This window comes from Streptomyces sp. NPDC006430 (genome assembly GCF_040612395.1).
GTDB lineage: Bacteria > Actinomycetota > Actinomycetes > Streptomycetales > Streptomycetaceae > Streptomyces.
Map to the genome: position 1 here is coordinate 14,616 of NZ_JBEXQA010000029.1, position 18,719 is coordinate 33,334.

The following is an 18,719-nucleotide window of genomic DNA, read 5'->3' on the forward strand; positions in this document are numbered from 1 at the left end:
CGGCCGAACCCGCAAAGGCCCCCGACTCCGGCGCCCCGGGCACCGCCCCCCCGCCGGCCGCGGACGACCGACCCTCGTCGGATACCGGATCCCCCGGGGCGGAGCCTCAGTCCCCGGCCGGCGGTGACGATCCGGGCCGGGGCACCATGGACCCGGACCCCGCCGACGCCCCGGAGGCGGCCGGCGACACCCCTGCGCAGGACGCGCCGGAACCGGCCGGCTCCGGCGAGCCGGGCGGTGCGGACGCGGCGCCGGACGCCGGGCGTGCGGCGCAGACCCGGCCCTCGGACCCGGACCCGGCCGCGGTCGAGGTCGCGGGGGACGCGGGGGATGCGGGCGAACCGGGTGCCGCGGGGGACGCGGGCGTGAAGCCCGTGCTCAGCGAAGCCGAGGCGGAGTTGGCCGCCCAGAAGATCGAGCGCGAGCGCATCGCCCGCCGCAAGGCGGAGCGGCAGGGGCCCGTCGAGGCCGGCGGCAAGCTCAGCGGGAAGGCCGCCGACCTCCTGGCCGCCGTACGGGCCGTGGAGAGCGGGGAGAAACCCTCCCCGGTGTACTTCGACGAGGCGTCCACCGCACCGCGCAGGGCCGTGCCCCCGGCCGCTCCCGCGACCCCCCGCCCCGCCCGCACGGCCCCCACCGCGGAGGGCGTCGCGAGCGTGCGCAGCGTACTCGTCCGTGGCGGCGCCCCCGAGTCGCTGGCCGGACCGGCCGCCACCGCTCTCGGCGAAGGCGCCGCGCAGCAGCTCGCCGAGGACCCCTGGCGACTCCTCTCCGTCGCCGGGGTCCGCCCCACCCAGGCGGACGGCTTCGCCCGCGCCCTGCTCGGCGCCGACGCCGGCCCCGGTGACGAGCGGCGCGCCGCCGCCCTCGTGGGCTGGCTGCTGGAGCAGGCCGCACTCAAGGGGCACACCGCTCTCGAAGCCCCCACTGTGGAGTCCGCCCTCGCCCAGTACGGCGTACCGGATCCCGCCGCGTCCCTGGAACGGGCCATCGGCGAGGGCGCCGTCCTGGTGTTCCACGAACCGCTCGGCCCGCCGGCCGCGGAGGGCACCGAGGAAACCGAGGGCGCGGAGCAGCCCGTACGGGTGCTGGTGGGGCTGGACGGCTACGCGCTGGCCGAGGAGAGCCTGGCCGACGGCCTGGCCCGGCTGGCCAACACCTTCGACGACCCGGCGGACTGGGACCCGGCCGCCGCCGGGCCCGGCGCCGAACTGATCCGCGCCGTCGCCGGCCACGGCCTGGTCACCCACACCGGCGGCGAGGCCGCCCGTGCCGAACCGCTGGCTCTGCTGACGGCCGCCCGGCAGCAGGGCCTGCGCGTCTGCCTGGCCGCGCACGCGCTCCCCCGGACCGCGCCCGGGCGGACTCCCGGCGCTCTCGACACCGTCACCGTGGCCGGGCTGCTGGCCGGTACGGAGGGGCCCGGACGGGACGCGGACGGACAGTTCGCCCTGGACCTGCTCGTGGTCCTCGACGCGCCGCAGCTTGATGTGGAGACCGCCGCCGCGCTCGTCGAGTCCGTCCCCGACGGGGCCCGACTGGTGCTGTCCGGCGACCCCGCGGTGCTCGGATCCGCCGGCCCCGGAAGGGTGTTCGGCGACGTGCTGGCGGCCCGCGCCTTCCCCCAGGTGGTCTCCCGCACCCCCGACCCGGGTCCCCTCGGCGAGCTGGTCTCCGGTGTCGGGATCGGTGAGTTGAACCAGGTCGAGGCCCCCGGCAAGGAGGTCGTCATCGTGCCCGTGCGCGACGCCGGGGAGGCGGTGCACCGCACCGTGCAGCTGGTGGCCGAGTCGGTGCCGCGAGCCTTCGGCATCCCGGCGGACGACGTCCAGGTGATCACCCCGGGCCACGGCGGCTCGGCGGGCACCCGCGCGCTGAACGCGGCCCTCAAGGAGCGGCTGAACCCCGGCCCCGGCCGGTTCGGCGGTTTCGACCCCGGCGACCGCGTCGTCCACGTGCCCTCGCCCGGGCGGGCCGTCCCGGCCCGGGTGGTGTCGGCCGACGCCCAGGGGCTGCACCTGGACGCCGCGGGCGTGCGGATCGTCGTACCGAAGGAGCAGGTGGAGTCGCAGGTGCGCCACGGCTGGGCGGTGACGGCGCACCAGGCCGTCGGCGCACGCTGGCCCGCGGTGGTCGTCGTACTGCCCGGCGACGCGGCGCAGGCCCTGTCCCGGGACTGGGTGTACACGGCGTTCGGGCGGGCGGAGCGGCACCTGTCCGTGGTCCACGGCGTCGACCAGACGCTGCCTCGCGCGGTCGCGGAGGTGCTGCCGAGGCCCCGTACGACGCGGCTGACGGGCCTGTTGCGGGCCCTCGTGGCGGCGGCGCGGGAACGACCGGAGTAACGGCGCGCGCGACCCCGCGACCCCGCCCTTACGGCAGGGCGGGGCCGCGGCGTTCGGTGCGGTCGGGGATCAGGCGGGGGCCAGCCCCGGCTCGGCCACCTGGCCGTCCGGGTCGTCCACGTCCTCCTCGTCGTCCTCGTCGAAGACGGAGCTGACGTCGAAGCGGTACAGCACGTCCTGCGGGTCGGTGTGCCCGAAGGGCGAGCCCAGCCACTCCCCCGGTTCCGCGACCTCGTCGGAGGCCGCGATCCAGACGGTGGAGTCGCCCTCCTCCAGACCGAACTCCTTGTAGCGGGAAGCGATCTCGTCCGGCTCGTACTCACCGAAGAGCACGCCCAACGCACCGGCGGTCCCGCCGTCGTGAACGAGTGCGGCGTCCCGGTCGTGGGCGGCTACGCGCTCCGCCTGGGCGATCAGCCTCGGCGGTTCGACGACGGCGTAGTCGCGGCGGATGAGCACGCTGAAGGCGGCGGGCTCGGCGGGCCCGGTGTACGGGGCACCGTCCTCGGGCGTGGGGATCTCGAACGGGGTGACCTCGTCGTACCGGTCGTAGAGGAGTTCGTCGTACTCCTCGGCAGCGGCGGCGAGTTCATTGAAGGCGGCGTAGACGGCCGGGTCCTCGTCCCCGATCCTGCTCTCGACCGCGGCGAGGTGACGGTCGAGCGCGGCCTTGACCGCCTCGGCGGCGGCGCGTACCTCGGCAACACTGGGCAGAGCGGCATCAGACATAGTGCAGACGCTATCCGTAGCAGGGCTCTGCCCGCACAATAGATGCGATGCCGGAATACGAATTCGTCGACGTGTACGTGCCCCGCGGTGTGCCCCGCAAGGAGGCGACCCGCCTGCTCACCGACCATGCCGAGTACGGGAACTGGGAACTCGACCGGCTCACGCTGCACCGGGACGGCACCCGCCGCGTCCGCCTGCGCCGCCGGATCATCCGTCAGGTCCGCGCCACCTGGTGACGACGCGGGCCCCGGGGGTGGGGCCCGCGTCGTGAGGAACCGTCAAGCCGCGTTGCGGGCACGCCGGTAGAGCACGACACCGGCCAGTAGAGAGCCGACGGCGAGCGGGAGTGCCGCGCCGAGGACGTCTCCTGCGCCGGTGGCGGCGAGCCCTGCGTGCTGAGTGGGCTCGATCCCGGTTCCGGTCCCCTGGCCGGGAGGGACGTCCGGGGTACCGGGGTTGACCGGCTGACCGGGAGTCTCGGGGTTACCCGGGTTACCCGGGTTACTCGGATTACTGGGGGTGCTGGGGGTGCTGGGGGTGCTGGGGTTCCCCGGGGTGTCCGGGCGGCTCGGCTCGTCCTCGTCGCACGGCTCATCCGGCTCCTCGGGCCCGCCCGGGTGGCCGGGAGTGCCAGGGATGCCAGGGATGCCGGGGTGGCCGGGAGTACCCGGGTTCCCCGGAGTGCCGGGGTTCCCCGGGTGGCCGGGAGTGCCGGGGTTCCCCGGGTGGCCGGGAGTGCCGGGGTTCCCCGGGTGGCCGGGAGTGCCGGGGTTCCCCGGAGTGCCTGGGGTATCCGGGTGGTGCGGGGTTGCCGAGTGCTGAGCACAGTGGTTCCCGAAGACCGGGTTCAGAGCCCCCACGACCGTGATCGTATTGCCGCAGACGTTGACCGGAACGTCCACGGGCACCTGGAGCGTGTTCCCGGACAGCACGCCCGGGGAGTTCGTGGCATGACCGGCCGCGCCGGAGTCCGCCTGTGCGTAACCACCACCCAGCGCGAGAGCACCGCCCGCAGCCGCCATGGTGATCAGGGTCATCCTGGTGACCGCTGCCTGTCGTCGCATAAATAATCCCCTGCCGTGTACGAACAGCCGGGCCCTGAAGCCCGGCGGCCCCGGAACGCTGGAATGCGCTCCGGGGCCCAAAGACTTCAGATGCGTCAGGCGTTGACGCAGGTGTTGCCGAAGACCGGGTTCAGCAGGCCGGCGGCGTCGGTCGTGTTACCGCAGAAGTTGACCGGCACGTGGACCGGAACCTGGACGACGTTGCCGGACAGGACACCGGGGGAGCCGATGGCCGCACCCTGGGCGCCCGCGTCGGCGACGGCCAGACCCGCACCCGCGAGAACCAGACCACCGGTGGCAGCCGCAGCGGCGACAACCTTCTTGAGCATTGTTCCTCCTAGTTGGCAATGCGGTCCCAGCCGCGGACCGCACCACCTGTAACGAGGAGGGATCACCAGGGCTACGAGCGTATGAGCGCTTTCACTCTTCTCAGTGGAAAGCGCACACCTTCCCGAATCTCAGCAGTTGTCGATGAATCGGTCGAGGACGCGCACGCCGAACTTCAGCCCGTCCACCGGCACCCGCTCGTCCACGCCGTGGAACATGCCGGCGAAGTCCAGCTCCGGCGGCAGCTGGAGCGGGGCGAAGCCGAAGCAGCGGATGCCGAGGTCGTCGAAGGACTTGGCGTCCGTACCGCCGGACAGCATGTACGGAACCGCCCGCGCGATCGGGTCCTCGGCCTTGAGTGCGCGCTGCATGGCATCGACGAGCTTGCCGTCGAAGTCCGTCTCCAACGCCTTGTCCCCGTGCACGTCCTCCCGCTTGACCCGCGGGCCGAGGATCCGGTCGAGGTCGGCGAAGAACTCGTCCTCGTAGCCGGGCAGGAAGCGCCCGTCCACGTGCGCGGTGGCCTGGCCGGGAATGACGTTGACCTTGTAGCCGGCGCCCAGCATGGTCGGGGCGGCCGAGTTCCGCAGGGTCGCTCCGACCATCTTGGCGATGCCGCCGAGCTTGGCGAGGGTGGCGTCCATGTCGTCCGGGTCGAGGGGGGTGCCCAGCGCGTCCGAGAGCTCGTCCAGGAAGGACCGCACCGTCTTGGTGACGCGTACCGGCCACTGGTGGCGGCCGAGCCGCCCGACGGCCTCGCACAGCTCCGTGATGGCGTTGTCGTTGTTCGTCATCGAGCCGTGGCCCGCGGTCCCCTCCACCGTGAGCCGCATCCAGTGCATGCCCTTCTGGGCGGTCTCCACCAGGTACAGCCGCAGGTTCTCGTTGACGGTGAACGAGAAGCCGCCGACCTCACCGATCGCCTCGGTGACACCTTCGAAGAGCCCGGGGTGCTTGTCCACGAGGTGCCGGGCCCCGTACACGCCGCCCGCCTCCTCGTCGGCGAGGAAGGCCAGCACGATGTCCCGCGGTGGCTTGCGCCCGCTGCGCAGCCGGTCGCGTACGACCGCCAGCGTCATCGCGTCCATGTCCTTCATGTCGACGGCTCCGCGACCCCACAGGCAGCTGTCGGCGATCTCGCCCGCGAAGGGGTCGTACGTCCAGTCGGCGGCGTTCGCCGGCACCACGTCGGTGTGCCCGTGGATCAGTAGCGCCGGTCGCGACGGGTCCTCCCCCTCGATGCGCGCGACGGTCGAGGCGCGCCCCTTGTGGGACTCGAAGATCTGCGGCTCCAGTCCGACCTCCGCGAGCTTCTCCGCGACCCATTCGGCCGCCTTGCGTTCGCCGGGGCCGGAGTGGTCTCCGTAGTTGCTGGTGTCGATCCGGATGAGGTCCCGACAGAGGTCGACGACCTCGTCCTCGCCGGAGACGGTCCTGCCCGCGCTCGACTCGCTCACGCTGCTTCCTCCCACTGATCGGTACCGACTGCCACCCCATCCTCCCGCTTCGCCCCCTTCTCCCCAAGGGCGATCCCGGCCGCCCGGGGGTGTGATCGAGGACCCCGGAATGTTTGGTAATGTTTTCCACGTCGGAACGGCCCGCGAGGGACGCGAGACAGACACCTTGTCCGGGTGGCGGAATGGCAGACGCGCTAGCTTGAGGTGCTAGTGCCCTTTATCGGGCGTGGGGGTTCAAGTCCCCCCTCGGACACAGAGCGAGGACCCCACTTCACGTGGGGTTTTCTGCGTTTGCGGAGGTGGGCGGGATGTGGGAGCGGGCGGGGATATCCTGGAAGGGTGATCGAGAACCTTCCTCCCTGCCCGAAGTGCTCCTGTGAGTACACCTACGAGATGAACGCCCTCGTGGTGTGCCCCGAATGCGGCCACGAGTGGGTCCCAGCCGAGAGCGGTGCGCAGGACACGGAGGCCGCCGGGGAGCGCGTCGTCAAGGACGCCGTCGGCAACGTGCTGAGCGACGGCGACACCGTGACCGTCACCAAGGCGCTCAAGGTCAAGGGGAGCCCCTCGGGGATCAAGGCCGGCACCAAGGTGCGCAACATTCGGCTCATCGACGGTGTGGACGGCCACGACATCGACTGCCGGATCGACGGCTTCGGGGCCATGCAGCTCAAGTCGAGCGTGGTCAAGAAGGCCTGATCGGACGGGCGGAGCACGTCTGCGGCGCAGCCGACCGCAGGTGATGAGCGTATGAAGAAGAGGACCCCGCCATTGGCGGGGTCCTCCTCTTCGTGTGGGGTCGCCCGGGGCCGTCAGCGGCCAGCGGCGATCTCCGCCACCCGGCGGCGGACCAGGAACCAGCCGCCGACCAGGGCCGCGCCGATGAACGGGACGCACAGGACCGTGGTGCGGCCGACGCCGCCGTCGCACCACATGAGGATCAGTACGGCGAGCAGGAACAGCAGCGTGACGATCTGGGTGTACGGAGCCCAGGGCAGGCGGTAGGACGGGCGCTCCAGGGTGCCCTGCTCGGCGCGGCGCCAGAAGTGGAGCGAACAGAGCATGACCATCGCCCAGGTGCCGAGGATGCCCAGCGAGGCGAAGTTCAGGACGATCTCGAAGGCGTCCTTCGGCATGAAGTAGTTCAGGCCGACGCCCGCCAGGCCGAAGGCGGCGGTGAACAGGACGCCGCCGTAGGGGACCCGACCCTTGTTCATGCGGCCGGTGAACTTCGGCGCGGAGCCGGACACGGCCATCGAGCGAAGGATGCGGCCGGTGGAGTAGAGCCCGGAGTTCAGGCTGGAGAGGGCCGCGGTCAGGACGACCAGGTTCATGATTCCGGCGGCGCCGGGGAAGCCGAGCTTGTCGAAGACCGTGACGAAGGGGCTCTGGTCGCCCGAGTACGCGGTGTACGGGAGCAGCATCGCGAGCAGGACGACCGAGCCCACGTAGAAGATGCCGACGCGCCACATGATCGAGTTGATCGCCTTCGGCATGATCTTCTCGGGGCTCTCGGTCTCGCCGGCGGCGACGCCGCACAGCTCGACGGAGGCGTACGCGAAGACCACGCCCTGGATCACCAGGAGCATCGGGAGCATGCCGGTCGGGAAGATGCCGCCGTTGTCGGTGATGGAGGACAGGCCCGGGGTGTGGCCGTCGATCTCGTGGCTGGTGGCGACCAGGTAGATGCCGACGAGCAGGAAGGCCGTCAGGGCGGCGACCTTGACCAGGGAGAACCAGAACTCCATCTCGCCGAAGTACTTCACCGAGATGAGGTTCGCGGTGAGGACCACGGCCAGCGCGATCATGGCCAGGACCCACTGCGGGACGCTGGTGAACAGGGACCAGAAGTGCGCGTAGGTCGCTGCGGCGGTGATGTCGGCCACGGTGGTCGTGGACCAGTTCAGGAAGTACAGCCAGCCGGCGGTGTAGGCGCCCTTCTCCCCCATGAACTCGCGTGCGTAGGAGACGAACGCGCCGGAGGAGGGCCGGTAGAGCACGAGTTCGCCGAGGGCCCGGACGACGAAGAAGGCGAAGATGCCGCACACCGCGTAGGCGATCGCCAGGGAGGGGCCGGCGCCGGCGAGCCGTCCGCCGGCGCCGAGGAAGAGGCCCGTGCCTATGGCCCCGCCGATCGCGATCATGTTGATGTGGCGGGACTTGAGGTCCTTGCTGTAGCCCTCGTCGCCGGCGTCGACGTGGCGGGACGACGCCGGGGCAAGGGCCTCGGTCAAGGTGCGGTCACTCATGTGGGGCTTCGCCTTCGTGGGTGGGACAGGCAGGTCCGAGCCGCCGCGCAGGGGAGCTGGGTGGAGTCACCTGTGCGGTGGTCGGATGGTTTTGTCGACACAGGAGACCATGAGCTCCGGCCCCTGCCAAAACCCGACCTCCGCACACAGAAGCCCCCGGCGACCATGGAATCGGGTGCCGGGGGCTTCGTACGGGCTCGAAAGCGAGGTGATCAAGGTCAGTCGCGGGGGTCGGACTCCGCCGCCTGGTCGAGGCGGAAGGCCTCGTTCCCGAGGCCGATCCGGGCGTGCACCTCGGGGCGGCGGCTGCGCAGCACGCCCCCGTACAGCAGGCCGGCCACGGCTGCGGCGCCGATGACGCCGGGCAGGACCCAGCTGAGCGCTGAGCCCTTCTCGGCGCCGACCAGGACGCCGAAGTCCTTCACCGTGTACACGGCGATGCCGAGCAGTGCGATCCCGGCGGCGCCGGCCGCGACGAGCCGCCAGACCTGGGCGCCGGCGGTACCGCGGCGGACGAAGAAGGCGATGACGGCGAAGGAGGCCGCGGCCATGAGAAGGGTCACCCCCAGGGCGCCGACGCTGCCCATCCAGGTGAACAGGTGCAGGACGGGCGCGGTGGGGTCGCCGGCCGGCTTGTCGTCGGTGAAGGCGAAGACGAGGACGACCAGGACGGAGACGACGGTCTGCAGGAGCGAGCCGGTGGCGGGGGCTCCGGTGCCCGGATTGGTACGGCCGAAGGCAGCCGGGAGCAGGCCCTCGCGGCCCATGGCGAAGGCGTACCGGGCCACCACGTTGTGGAAGCTCAGCATGGCCGCGAACATGCCGGTCACGAAGAGGACGTGCAGGACGTCGGTGATCGCAGTGCCGAGGAGGCCTTCGGTGAGTTGGAAGAGCAGGCCGGGCCCGGCTTCGGCGGAGGTCTTGACGACCGAGGAGGGTCCGGTGGCAACGGTGAGGGCCCAGGCGCTGATCGCGAAGAAGAGGGCGACGAAGCCGACCGCGAGGAACATCACGCGGGAGACGACGATGTGGGGCTTGCTGGTCTCCTCGGCGTAGACCGGGGACTGCTCGAAGCCGACGAAGGCGGCGATGCAGAAGCAGAGGGCCGTGCCGAGGCCGGCGCCACCGAGGGTCTCGGGATTGAAGGCGTGCAGCGAGAGGCCCTCGGGGCCGGGGTCGCCGAGGGCGGCGACGTCGAAGACGACGACGAGGGCGCACTCGATGAGGAGGAGCACGCCGAGGACCCGGGCGTTGAGGTCGATCTTGAGCCAGCCGAGGGCGCCGGTGACGGCAACGGCGACCAGGGCCGGTATCCACCACGCCAGTTGGACGTCCAGGTACGTGGCGAAGAGACCGGAGATCTCGAAACCGAGGATGCCGTAGACGCCGACCTGCATGGCGCTGTACGCGACGAGGGCGACGAGCGAGGCGCCAACGCCGGCGGTGGGGCCGAGACCGCGGGCGATGTACGCGTAGAACGCGCCGGCGTTGTGGACGTGCCGGCTCATCTCGGCGTAGCCGATGCTGAAGAGCGCGAGCACGATGCCGAGGATGACGAACAGCAACGGCTGGCCGACGACGCCCATGACGCCGAAGGTGGTGGGCATCACTCCGGCGACCACCATCAGGGGCGCGCTGGCGGCCAGTACGGAGAGCAGCAGGCCGGCGGTGCCCAGGCGGTCTGCGCGCAGGGCGCGGTCCTGGCCCTTGTAGGTGCGGATCTCGGGCGCGGTGCTGAGCGTGGTGGATCTGCCCGTCGCCATGGCGGGTGTCCTTTCGGGGGGAAGGTCCAGCGGAGCGGTGGAGCCGTACGCGGTGGAGCGGGTCCGGGGGCGTGCGGTCAAGCGGTTCCGAGGGCGGCGCTGCGCGCGGCGAGGAAGGCCTTGTGCGGGTCGAGGTCCGGATAGGACCAGGGGGCCCGGGTGGCGTGGCTGCCGATGCGGTGGAAGAGGGCGGCGGCCTCGGCCGGACGGCCCTCGCAGAGCTTGGCGTGGGCGAGGAAGTTGAGGTCGACCCGGTTGCGGGGGTGGTCCTCGCGCTCCCACTCCAGCCACCAGTCGAAGGCGGAGCGCAGGACCTGGCGGGCCCGACGGCTCGACCAGTGGGCGGTGGCCCCGTCGGGCGTGCGGCCGTGGGTGGCGGCGAGCACTCGGTAGCGCTCGGCGTGCGCGATGACCGGCAGGACGGCGAGCGGGGAGTCTGCCGGGGATTCCTCGGCGGCCCACGCCGCGAAGTCGTAGACCTCGTGGAGCGGGTCGTGTCCGGAGGCGGGGGTGTGCTCGGCCAGCTTGGCGACCATCAGGTGGTGGGCGTGGTGGTGCTCGCGGTGGCGGGCCCGGACCTGGTCGAAGTGGCGGCTGAACTCCTCCTCGGTGCCGAAGGCTCGGGAGAGCATGAGCAGCCCCAGCCAGGGGGTGGGGTCGGCGGGCAGCAGGGCGGCGGCACGGCGGCAGGCCTCCTCGGCCTCCTCGGGCGTCCCCTTGCGGCGCAGGGCGGTGAAGACGGCGGCGCAGGCGAGGAGCGTGGCGGCGTCGGCACTGTCGGGTTCGGCGAGCAGCCACTCACGGGCCCAGGCGATGGCCGCCGGGGTCTCGGCGAGCACGACGACGCGGTGGCCGCGGCGGTCCCAGTCGTCACCGGTGCCGGCGAGGAGGGAGCGGGCCTTGGCCCACCGGCCCTGGGTGAACTGGGCGCGCACGTCGACCAGTTCGATGTCGCAGAGCGCCGGGTCGAAGAGCTGGGCGTCCCGCTTGCGGGCGCGGCCGAGGGGCGGCGGAGGCGGGGACATCCGCGGGATTCCCTCCAGGACACGGGCGCGGGCGGACGGTTTTGGCTGGATGATCACGCACAGCAAAGCGGTAGGCACAGCTCCGCGTCAAGGTCCAGTCCACTGCGTGGCGGGTTTCAACTGGTCGGGAGCGGAAATGAGTTGAGGCGATTCCTGTGGTTCCGGGTGGTTGCGGGGCGGGACTCCGGGCGCGCCCACACCACCTCGTGCAGGCTTCCCGCCGCACCGGCTCGGCAGCCCGTAACAGCGGTGCCGAACGGCACGAAGACCGCTTCGACGAGGCTCTTGGCCGGTACGAAGCCGAGGACGGACCCCTGCCCAGGGGCGGGCCGGTGCAGTGCGCGGGCGACTCCGCGGGGTGTGCGGGGCAGCGGTGGCAGTGCCGGAGGTCCGTGTGCAGCGGTTGGCCGGCGTGGATCCGCACCACGGACGGGAGGGAATCGGGGCACACCCATCAGTGGCTGAATGGCGTGCCCTTCCTGCTACGGCCGCCCGGGCCCCGCCGTGCCCGCGCGAGGAGTCCCGGCCCCGCCGGAGGCTCCCCCGCCAGCCCCTCCGGCCCGCGCCGGGGCCCGGGCCAGCGAACCTCGGGCCGGTGAACCTCGGGCCGGTGAACCTCTCCGGTCACAGCACTAGCTGACTGCCTGGGCCGCGGCGCGGCCCGCCGCGCGGCCCGAGAAGATGCAGCCGCCGAGGAAGGTGCCCTCCAGTGCGCGGTATCCGTGGACCCCGCCGCCTCCGAAGCCGGCTGCCTCGCCCGCCGCGTACAGGCCCGGCAGCGGGTCCCCGGACGCGGTCAGGACCCGGGAGGAGAGGTCGGTTTCGAGCCCGCCCAGGGACTTGCGGGTCAGGATGGAGAGCCTCACCGCGATCAGCGGGCCCGCCTTGGGGTCCAGGATCCGGTGCGGGGCGGCGGTGCGGATCAGCTTGTCGCCGAGGTACTTGCGGGCGCCGTGGATGGCCGTCACCTGGAGGTCCTTGGTGAACGGGTTGGCGATCTCCCGGTCCCGGGCCACGATCTCCCGTCGGACGGTCTCCTCGTCGAGGAGGTCCTCCTTGGTGACCGCGTTCATGCCGCGCACCAGGGCGGACAGGTCGCGCTCGACGACGAAGTCGGCGCCGTTGTCCATGAAGGCCTTCACCGGCCCCGGTACGGCCTGCCGCGCCCGGTCGATGACGTCGCGGATCGACTTGCCCGTCAGGTCCGGGTTCTGCTCGGAGCCGGAGAGGCCGAACTCCTTGCCGATGATCCGCTGGTTGAGCACGAACCAGGTGTGGTCGTGGCCGGTCTTCATGATGTGGTCGAGGGTGCCGAGGGTGTCGAAGCCGGGGAAGAGCGGTACGGGCAGTCGCCTGCCCGTGGCGTCCAGCCAGAGCGAGGACGGCCCGGGCAGGATGCGGATGCCGTGCCGGGCCCAGATCGGGTTCCAGTTCTCGATGCCCTCCGTGTAGTGCCACATGCGGTCCTTGTTGATGTGGCTCGCGCCGGCCGCCTCGGCGATGCCGAGCATCAGGCCGTCCACGTGCGCCGGCACGCCGGAGAGCATCCGCTGCGGCGGGGTGCCGAGCCGGGCCGGCCACTGCTGGCGCACGAGGTCGTGGTTGCCGCCGATGCCGCCGCTGGTCACGATCACCGCCTGGGCCCGGAGGGAGAAGGTGCCGGTGCTCTCGCGGCTGCTCGCGGTGCCCCGTACGGCGTCGGAGGGCGCCAGGACCTCGCCCGTCACCGTGTCCAGGGCGCCGGCCGTCCGGGCGAGCCCGGTGACCCGGTGGCGGAACCGGAGCTGGACCAGCCCGCGGGCCGCTCCGGCGCGCACCCGCTGTTCGAACGGCGCGACCAGACCGGGGCCGGTGCCCCAGGTGATGTGGAAGCGGGGGACGGAGTTCCCGTGCCCGTTGGCGTCGTACCCTCCGCGTTCGGCCCAGCCGACCACCGGGAAGAAGCGCACGCCCCGGGCGTGCAGCCAGGGCCGCTTCTCACCGGCGGCGAAGTCGACGTAGGCCTCGGCCCAGCGGCGCGCCCAGGCGTCCTCCTCGCGGTCGAACCCGGCGGTGCCCTGCCAGTCCTGGAGGGCGAGCGCGCGGCTGTCCTTGATCCGCATTCGGCGCTGCTCGGGCGAGTCGACGAAGAACAGCCCGCCGAAGGACCAGTGCGCCTGGCCGCCGATCGACTGCTCGGGCTCCTGGTCGAGCAGGATCACCTTGCGGCCCGCGTCGACGAGCTCGGCGGTGGCCACGAGTCCCGCGAGCCCGGCCCCGATCACGATCACGTCTGCGTCGTACGTCATGCGAACCCGTCCTCCGGTCGGTGGTGGGGCAGATCTTTGGCTACGGACGGGTAACCAGTCAACAGCGGTGGTTGGATGAACCGTGTGAGTGCTGCTGATGAAGTGCTGGACGTGGTGGACCGGGACGACCGGGTGACGGGGCGGGCGCCACGGGGGGAGGTGTATGCCGGCGGGTTGATCCACCGGTGCGCGTTCGTTCAGGTCAGGGACGCGCGGGGGCGGATCTTCGTCCACCGGCGGACCGCGTCGAAGCTGGTCTTCCCCTCGGCCCACGACATGTTCGTGGGCGGGGTGTTGGGCGCGGGTGAGAGCTACGCGCAGGCTGCGCTGCGGGAGGCCGAGGAGGAACTGGGCGTGGCGGGACTCGCGCAGCCCGTGCCGCTGTTCAAGTTCCTGTACGAGGGGCCGGGCGGGGCCTGGTGGTCGTACGTGCACGAGGTGCGGTGCGACCTCCCGGTGCAGCCGCAGGAGTCGGAGGTGGCGTGGTACGCGTGGCTGACCGAGGAGGAGCTGGCGGGGCGGGTCGCGGCCGGGGAGTGGGAGTGGGTGCCGGACGGGCTGGAGGCCTACCGGCGGCTGCGCGCGCACCGGCGGCCCCACCAGTAGATTGATCGGGTGATCGACTTCGTCAAGGACGTACGCCTCTGGTTCGCCCCGCAGCGTCTGAGGGACGAGGGCGAGACCCCCGACTACCGGTTCTCGCTGGCCAACGAGCGGACCTTCCTGGCCTGGATCCGGACCGCGCTCGCCCTGGTGGGCGGCGGCTTCGCGGTGGACCAGTTCCTGCCCGACCTGCGCTGGGGGGTGCGGGTCGGGATGAGTTTCGCGCTGCTCGCGGTGGGCGCGGCCTGCGCGCTACGGGCGGTGAACCACTGGGTGAAGTGCGAGCGGGCGATGCGGCGGAGCGAGGACCTGCCACTGTCCCGCTTCCCGGTGCTGCTGAGCCTGGGCGTGGGGCTGGTGGCGGTGGCACTGGCCGTGGTCGTGCTGATGGGCTGGACGAGCGGGCAGTGACGTCCTCCGGTACGGCGGGCCGCGACGCGGGGCTCCAGCCCGAGCGGACCCGGCTCGCGTGGCGGCGTACGACGCTGTCCTGCTCGGTGACGGCGGTGCTGGCGCTGCGGCAGGCGCTGCGCGCCTCGGACCCGCCGGTGGAGGCGGTTGGCGTGGCGCTGATCGCACTGATCTGGGTGGCCTTCCTGTGGGTGGCGCACCGGCGGATGCGGCAGTTGGCTGCGGGCCGGCCGTCGGGGCTCGCACCGCGGGCGGCGCTGGCGGTGGTGGCGGGCACGGTGGCACTGGCGGTCTTGGCGGTGACACTCATCACATGAGCGATTGGTCGTACGGTCCGACCTACTCGCGCCATCGGGACAGAACGGGCAAACAGGGATGTTCCGCACTAGCCTCGGCGTCATGACGACCCTGCACCAGGAACACCCCACGCACGAGCACGCCCACGGCCCCGGCTGCGGCCACAGGCAGGTCCCCCACGGCGACCACCTCGACTACGCGCACGACGGCCATCTGCACCGCGAGCACTCCGGACACTGGGACGAATGCGAGCCCCGGGGGCACACCGCCCACGAGGGTCACGACCACACCCACGGCTCGGACTGCGGGCACGAGGCGGTTCCGCATGGCGACCACGTGGACTACCTGCACGACGGGCACCGGCACGCCGCGCACGACGGCCACTACGACGACCACTGACCGCCTTCCGGCCGCCTGCTGACCTCTCCTGACGACCTACAGACGGCCCGCCACCGGCCGCTGACCGACTCACCGCCGGCACGGGGCGACCCGACCCGCCGGCCGCGCCCGGCGACCGTCCCGGCCGGCCCCCACCCTCTCCCAGCTCCCCCACCCTCCCCCAGCTCCGCCGCGACTGGCAGGATGCTGACCGCTTGTCAGAGCGACCCGGGGAGAGTGCAGATGACCGTCGAAGAGCCGTACCTCGTCCAGCCCGCGGCCGGGGTGTACGCCTACGTCCAACCGGACGGCGGCTGGTGCCTCAACAACGCCGGCTTCGTGAGCGACGGCGACCGCACCCTGCTCATCGACACCGCCGCCACCGAGCGGCGGGCGCTGGCCCTGCGCGAGGCCGTCGTGGCGACCGGGCTGCCGCTGCCGCGCACGGTGGTCAACACCCACCACCACGGCGACCACACCTACGGCAACGGCGTCTTCACCCCCGAAGCACTGGTCCTCGGGCACGACAGCGCGCGCACCGAGCAGCTCGCCGCCGGGCACCAGCTGGAGATGATCTGGCCCGCCACCGACTTCGGCAACATAAAGATCACCGCCCCCGACCTCACGTACAACGACCGGATGACCCTCCACCTCGGCGGCACGGAGGTCCAGGTCATCCACCCGGGCGTCGCGCACACCACCGGGGATTCGATCGTCTGGCTGCCCCGGCAGCGGACCGTCTTCACCGGCGACCTGGTCTTCGCCGAGGGCACGCCGTTCCTGGCGATGGGCTCCCTGGCCGGTTCGCTGCGGGCCCTGAAGCTGCTGCGCTCGCTGGGCGCGGAGACCGTCGTACCCGGCCACGGGCCGCTGACGGACCCGTCCGCCTATGAGGCCACCGAGCGCTACCTGCGGTACGTGGCCGAGCTGGCCCGGGAGGGCAGGACAAAGGGGCTGACCCCGCTGGAGGTGGCGCGGCAGGCCGATCTCGGCGAGTTCGGGGCCTGGCGGGAGAGCGAGCGGCTGGTGGCGAACCTGCACCGGGCGTACGCGGAGCTGGCCGGCGAGCCGGAAGGAGCGCCGCTGGACATCCTGGCGGTGCTGCGGGACATGACTGTGATGAACGGCGGGACACCGATCCTCTGCCACGCGTGAGCCGGGTACCCGCGGGGACCCGGGCGTGAGGCGCGCGCGAGGTCGGCCCGACCCGAACCGGGTGTGGGCCCGCCCCTCTGCGACCCGCACGTGGCGGCCCGCGCACTAGACGACATACCGACTGGTCGGCATGATGGCTCTCGTTCGTTTCGTCGTCGTCAAACTCCGTACGGAGGTGTGCACCATGACCTCAGCGCCAGCGTCTGCTTCGGCCGACCCGCGGGGCCTCGATCTGGAGCGGCTGCGCGGTCATCTCGACCGGGTGCGGCCGGGGCTCGTGGCCGGGGCGCTGCACGGCCGGCTGATCGAAGGGGGCCGCTCGAACCTCACGTACGAGGTGGGTGACGGCACCACCCGCTGGGTGGTGCGCCGACCCCCACTGGGGCACGTCCTGGCCACCGCGCACGACATGCGGCGCGAGCACCGGGTCATCGCGGCGCTGCACGACACGGCCGTACCGGTACCCGAACCGGTGCTGCTGTGCGAGGACGATTCCGTCCTCGGGGCGCCGTTCTACGTGATGGAGTACGTGGACGGGGTCCCGTACCGGACGGCCGGCCAGCTGGCCGCGCTCGGGCCCGAGCGCACCCGGCGGGCGGTCCTGGGCCTGGTGGACACCCTGGTCGACCTGCACGCGGTGGATCCGGAAGCAGTGGGTCTGGGCGATTTCGGTCGGCCCGAGGGCTTCCTCGACCGGCAGCTGCGCCGTTGGGGCAAGCAGCTCGCGGCCTCGCGGGGGCGCGAGCTCGCCGGCATCGACGAGCTGCACGGCGCGCTGGGCCGGGCCCTGCCCGACTCCCCCGCCCCGACCGTCGTGCACGGGGACTTCCGTCTGGACAACGTGCTGATCGGCGGTCCGGACGACACGATCCGGGCGGTCCTGGACTGGGAGATGTCCACGCTCGGCGATCCGCTGACCGACCTCGGGCTGCTGGTGATGTACAGCTCGGACCTGGGCCTGACCGACTCGCCGGTCAGCACGACGAGCGGCGCGCCCGGCCACCCGGCGCCGGCGGAGCTGATCGAACGGTACGCCACCCGTTCCGGTCGGGACACCGCGGCGATCTCCTGGTACACGGCCTTCGCGTGGTTCAAGCTCGCGGTGATCCTCGAAGGCATCCACTACCGCTACACCCTCGGACAGACGGTGGGTGCGGGCTTCGACCGGATCGGCGAGCTCGTCCCGGTCTTCATCGAGCACGGTCTGACCACCCTCCAGGAAGGCTGAGGCACACCCATGGACTTCGCATTCGACGCCCGGACCGAGGAACTCCGCGAGCGGCTCCTCGCGTTCATGGAGGAGTACGTCTATCCGGCGGAACCCGTCGCCGCCGAGCAGCGTGCGCGGCTGGCCTCGCCCTGGGACACCCCGGCCGTCTTCCATGACCTCAAGGCCGAGGCGCGCCGCCAGGGCCTGTGGAACCTCTTCTTCGTGGACCAGCACGGCCAGCCGGGCCCCAAGTACGGCGCAGGGCTGACCAACCTCCAGTACGCCCCGCTCGCGGAGATCACCGGCCGCAGCCCGCACCTGGCGCCGACGGCGACCAACTGCGCCGCCCCGGACACCGGGAACATGGAACTGCTCGCGCAGTTCGGCAGCGAGGAACAGAAGAAGCAGTGGCTGGAGCCGTTGCTGGCGGGTGAGATCCGGTCCGCCTTCGCGATGACCGAGCCCGAGGTGGCCTCTTCGGACGCGACGAACATCGAGACGCGGATCGAGCGCTCCGCGGACGGCGACGCGTACGTGGTCACCGGGCGCAAGTGGTACATCTCGGGGGCCATGAACCCGGACTGCAAGATCTTCATCGTCATGGGCAAGACCGATCCGGCCGGCGCCGATCCGCGCCGCCAGCAGTCGATGATCCTGGTGCCGCGCGACACGCCGGGCGTCGAGGTGCGTCGGGCGATGACCGTGTACGGGTACGAGGACCACGAGCACGGCGGTCACGCCGAAGTCGTCTTCCACGGGGCCCGGGTCCCGGCCGCGAACCTGATCGGCGAGGAGGGCACGGGCTTCGCCATCGCCCAGGCCCGGCTCGGCCCGGGCCGGATCCACCACTGCATGCGGTTGATCGGCATGGCGGAGCGGGCCATCGAGCTGATGTGCCAGCGCGCGGTGGAACGTACGGCCTTCGGCAAGGAGCTCGCCGCGCAGGGCGTCGTGCAGAACTGGATCGCGGACGCGAGGGTCACGGTAGAGCAGTTGCGGCTGCTGGTGTTGAAGACGGCCTGGCTGATGGACACGGTCGGGAACCGGGGAGCGCACACCGAGATCCAGGCCATCAAGATCGCGACCCCACGCGCGGTGGTGCGGATCCTGGACGACGCGGTGCAACTGCACGGCGCCGGGGGCGTGAGCCAGGACTTCCCGCTCGCCGAACTGTGGGCGGCGGCCCGGACATTGCAGCTCGCCGACGGTCCGGACGAGGTGCACCAGCGTTCGCTGGCCCTCCGGGAGTTGCGGAAGTACCCGAGGCGCTCGTGAACGTGTGGGAATCGTGCGGGAGTTCGCAGCAACCTATGTACGAGGTGAAGGCGACGGGGAGGGCCTTTTGAGAAACCTTGTTGAATAACCCCGCAACGCCCAGGCGTTCTTGATTTGCGCCTGTCAATCGGAACAGGGTTCTC

Annotated in this window: 18 protein-coding genes and 1 tRNA gene; 11 read left to right on the plus strand and 8 right to left on the minus strand. The window is 71.9% G+C overall.

Features of this window, described 5'->3' with window-relative positions; translation table 11 throughout:
* Window positions 1-146: 146 nt before the first annotated feature.
* Window positions 147-2,345: a helix-hairpin-helix domain-containing protein gene (locus tag ABZZ20_RS29500; protein ID WP_356874846.1), complete on the plus strand. Its 2,199-nt coding sequence runs from the start codon at window positions 147-149 to the stop codon at window positions 2,343-2,345.
* A 69-nt stretch (window positions 2,346-2,414) separates the two neighbouring features.
* Here the strand turns inward: ABZZ20_RS29500 and ABZZ20_RS29505 are convergent, their stop codons facing one another.
* On the minus strand, window positions 2,415-3,074 hold the full coding sequence (locus ABZZ20_RS29505; RefSeq protein WP_356874747.1) for a hypothetical protein: 660 nt from the start codon (window positions 3,072-3,074) through the stop codon (window positions 2,415-2,417).
* A gap of 47 nt (window positions 3,075-3,121) precedes the next feature.
* Here ABZZ20_RS29505 and ABZZ20_RS29510 point away from each other — a divergent pair, with 47 nt between their 5' ends.
* Window positions 3,122-3,310 carry a DUF5703 family protein gene (locus tag ABZZ20_RS29510; RefSeq protein WP_356874749.1) on the plus strand — a complete coding sequence of 63 codons (189 nt, stop codon included), beginning with the start codon at window positions 3,122-3,124 and terminating at the stop codon, window positions 3,308-3,310.
* A gap of 42 nt (window positions 3,311-3,352) precedes the next feature.
* Here the strand turns inward: ABZZ20_RS29510 and ABZZ20_RS29515 are convergent, their stop codons facing one another.
* The 3 genes from ABZZ20_RS29515 to ABZZ20_RS29525 all read right to left on the minus strand — a co-directional run bounded on the left by ABZZ20_RS29515 (window position 3,353) and on the right by ABZZ20_RS29525 (window position 5,922).
* Window positions 3,353-4,138, minus strand: a complete 786-nt coding sequence (locus ABZZ20_RS29515) for a chaplin family protein (protein ID WP_356874751.1) — start codon at window positions 4,136-4,138, stop codon at window positions 3,353-3,355.
* A 95-nt stretch (window positions 4,139-4,233) separates the two neighbouring features.
* Window positions 4,234-4,467 (minus strand): chaplin, encoded by a 234-nt coding sequence (locus ABZZ20_RS29520; RefSeq protein ID WP_356874753.1) that lies wholly within the window; start codon window positions 4,465-4,467, stop codon window positions 4,234-4,236.
* Between the two features lie 129 nt (window positions 4,468-4,596).
* The gene (locus ABZZ20_RS29525) at window positions 4,597-5,922 is read right to left on the minus strand and encodes a M20/M25/M40 family metallo-hydrolase (RefSeq protein ID WP_356874755.1); all 1,326 of its coding nucleotides are present in this window, start codon (window positions 5,920-5,922) and stop codon (window positions 4,597-4,599) included.
* Between the two features lie 168 nt (window positions 5,923-6,090).
* Here ABZZ20_RS29525 and ABZZ20_RS29530 point away from each other — a divergent pair.
* Window positions 6,091-6,175, plus strand: a tRNA-Leu gene (locus ABZZ20_RS29530).
* A gap of 86 nt (window positions 6,176-6,261) precedes the next feature.
* Window positions 6,262-6,621 carry a zinc ribbon domain-containing protein YjdM gene (locus ABZZ20_RS29535; protein WP_356874757.1) on the plus strand — a complete coding sequence of 120 codons (360 nt, stop codon included), beginning with the start codon at window positions 6,262-6,264 and terminating at the stop codon, window positions 6,619-6,621.
* A gap of 113 nt (window positions 6,622-6,734) precedes the next feature.
* On the opposite strand, the gene ABZZ20_RS29540 is transcribed toward ABZZ20_RS29535, so the two are convergent.
* From ABZZ20_RS29540 to ABZZ20_RS29555, 4 genes are all read right to left on the minus strand, one after another.
* Window positions 6,735-8,171 (minus strand): amino acid permease, encoded by a 1,437-nt coding sequence (locus tag ABZZ20_RS29540; protein ID WP_356874759.1) that lies wholly within the window; start codon window positions 8,169-8,171, stop codon window positions 6,735-6,737.
* Window positions 8,172-8,389: 218 nt separating this feature from the next.
* A complete protein-coding gene (locus tag ABZZ20_RS29545; RefSeq protein ID WP_356874761.1) occupies window positions 8,390-9,934 on the minus strand; it encodes an APC family permease in 1,545 nt (514 codons plus the stop codon).
* Window positions 9,935-10,011: 77 nt separating this feature from the next.
* Window positions 10,012-10,959, minus strand: a complete 948-nt coding sequence (locus ABZZ20_RS29550) for a hypothetical protein (RefSeq protein ID WP_356874763.1) — start codon at window positions 10,957-10,959, stop codon at window positions 10,012-10,014.
* Between the two features lie 632 nt (window positions 10,960-11,591).
* Window positions 11,592-13,247: an FAD-binding dehydrogenase gene (locus ABZZ20_RS29555; RefSeq protein WP_356874765.1), complete on the minus strand. Its 1,656-nt coding sequence runs from the start codon at window positions 13,245-13,247 to the stop codon at window positions 11,592-11,594.
* Window positions 13,248-13,322: 75 nt separating this feature from the next.
* On the opposite strand from ABZZ20_RS29555, the gene ABZZ20_RS29560 reads away from it, so the two are divergent.
* From ABZZ20_RS29560 to ABZZ20_RS29590, 7 genes are all read left to right on the plus strand, one after another.
* Entirely contained in the window at window positions 13,323-13,853 is a 531-nt protein-coding gene (locus tag ABZZ20_RS29560) for an NUDIX domain-containing protein (RefSeq protein WP_356874767.1), read from the plus strand.
* Between the two features lie 9 nt (window positions 13,854-13,862).
* Entirely contained in the window at window positions 13,863-14,261 is a 399-nt protein-coding gene (locus ABZZ20_RS29565; RefSeq protein ID WP_356874769.1) for a DUF202 domain-containing protein, read from the plus strand.
* Entirely contained in the window at window positions 14,258-14,578 is a 321-nt protein-coding gene (locus ABZZ20_RS29570) for a DUF202 domain-containing protein (RefSeq protein ID WP_356874771.1), read from the plus strand. The genes ABZZ20_RS29565 and ABZZ20_RS29570 overlap by 4 nt, the downstream gene beginning before the upstream one ends.
* Window positions 14,579-14,660: 82 nt before the next feature.
* Window positions 14,661-14,957, plus strand: coding sequence for a hypothetical protein (locus ABZZ20_RS29575; protein ID WP_356874772.1), 297 nt, complete (start codon window positions 14,661-14,663; stop codon window positions 14,955-14,957).
* 222 nt (window positions 14,958-15,179) lie between these two features.
* Window positions 15,180-16,091 carry an MBL fold metallo-hydrolase gene (locus tag ABZZ20_RS29580; RefSeq protein WP_356874774.1) on the plus strand — a complete coding sequence of 304 codons (912 nt, stop codon included), beginning with the start codon at window positions 15,180-15,182 and terminating at the stop codon, window positions 16,089-16,091.
* Between the two features lie 184 nt (window positions 16,092-16,275).
* Window positions 16,276-17,319, plus strand: coding sequence for a phosphotransferase family protein (locus ABZZ20_RS29585; protein WP_356874776.1), 1,044 nt, complete (start codon window positions 16,276-16,278; stop codon window positions 17,317-17,319).
* Between the two features lie 9 nt (window positions 17,320-17,328).
* Window positions 17,329-18,576, plus strand: a complete 1,248-nt coding sequence (locus ABZZ20_RS29590; RefSeq protein WP_356874778.1) for an acyl-CoA dehydrogenase family protein — start codon at window positions 17,329-17,331, stop codon at window positions 18,574-18,576.
* Window positions 18,577-18,719 lie beyond the last annotated feature (143 nt).

Bases quoted from the DNA above. Each gene is read 5' to 3' on its own strand.
- ABZZ20_RS29500 (WP_356874846.1), top strand. From the start codon at position 147: ATGGACCCGGACCCCGCCGACGCCCCGGAGGCGGCCGGCGACACCCCT.
- ABZZ20_RS29505 (WP_356874747.1), bottom strand. From the start codon at position 3,074: ATGTCTGATGCCGCTCTGCCCAGTGTTGCCGAGGTACGCGCCGCCGCC.
- ABZZ20_RS29510 (WP_356874749.1), top strand. From the start codon at position 3,122: ATGCCGGAATACGAATTCGTCGACGTGTACGTGCCCCGCGGTGTGCCC.
- ABZZ20_RS29515 (WP_356874751.1), bottom strand. From the start codon at position 4,138: ATGCGACGACAGGCAGCGGTCACCAGGATGACCCTGATCACCATGGCG.
- ABZZ20_RS29520 (WP_356874753.1), bottom strand. From the start codon at position 4,467: ATGCTCAAGAAGGTTGTCGCCGCTGCGGCTGCCACCGGTGGTCTGGTT.
- ABZZ20_RS29540 (WP_356874759.1), bottom strand. From the start codon at position 8,171: ATGAGTGACCGCACCTTGACCGAGGCCCTTGCCCCGGCGTCGTCCCGC.
- ABZZ20_RS29545 (WP_356874761.1), bottom strand. From the start codon at position 9,934: ATGGCGACGGGCAGATCCACCACGCTCAGCACCGCGCCCGAGATCCGC.
- ABZZ20_RS29550 (WP_356874763.1), bottom strand. From the start codon at position 10,959: ATGTCCCCGCCTCCGCCGCCCCTCGGCCGCGCCCGCAAGCGGGACGCC.
- ABZZ20_RS29555 (WP_356874765.1), bottom strand. From the start codon at position 13,247: ATGACGTACGACGCAGACGTGATCGTGATCGGGGCCGGGCTCGCGGGA.
- ABZZ20_RS29560 (WP_356874767.1), top strand. From the start codon at position 13,323: ATGAACCGTGTGAGTGCTGCTGATGAAGTGCTGGACGTGGTGGACCGG.
- ABZZ20_RS29575 (WP_356874772.1), top strand. From the start codon at position 14,661: ATGACGACCCTGCACCAGGAACACCCCACGCACGAGCACGCCCACGGC.
- ABZZ20_RS29580 (WP_356874774.1), top strand. From the start codon at position 15,180: ATGACCGTCGAAGAGCCGTACCTCGTCCAGCCCGCGGCCGGGGTGTAC.
- ABZZ20_RS29585 (WP_356874776.1), top strand. From the start codon at position 16,276: ATGACCTCAGCGCCAGCGTCTGCTTCGGCCGACCCGCGGGGCCTCGAT.
- ABZZ20_RS29590 (WP_356874778.1), top strand. From the start codon at position 17,329: ATGGACTTCGCATTCGACGCCCGGACCGAGGAACTCCGCGAGCGGCTC.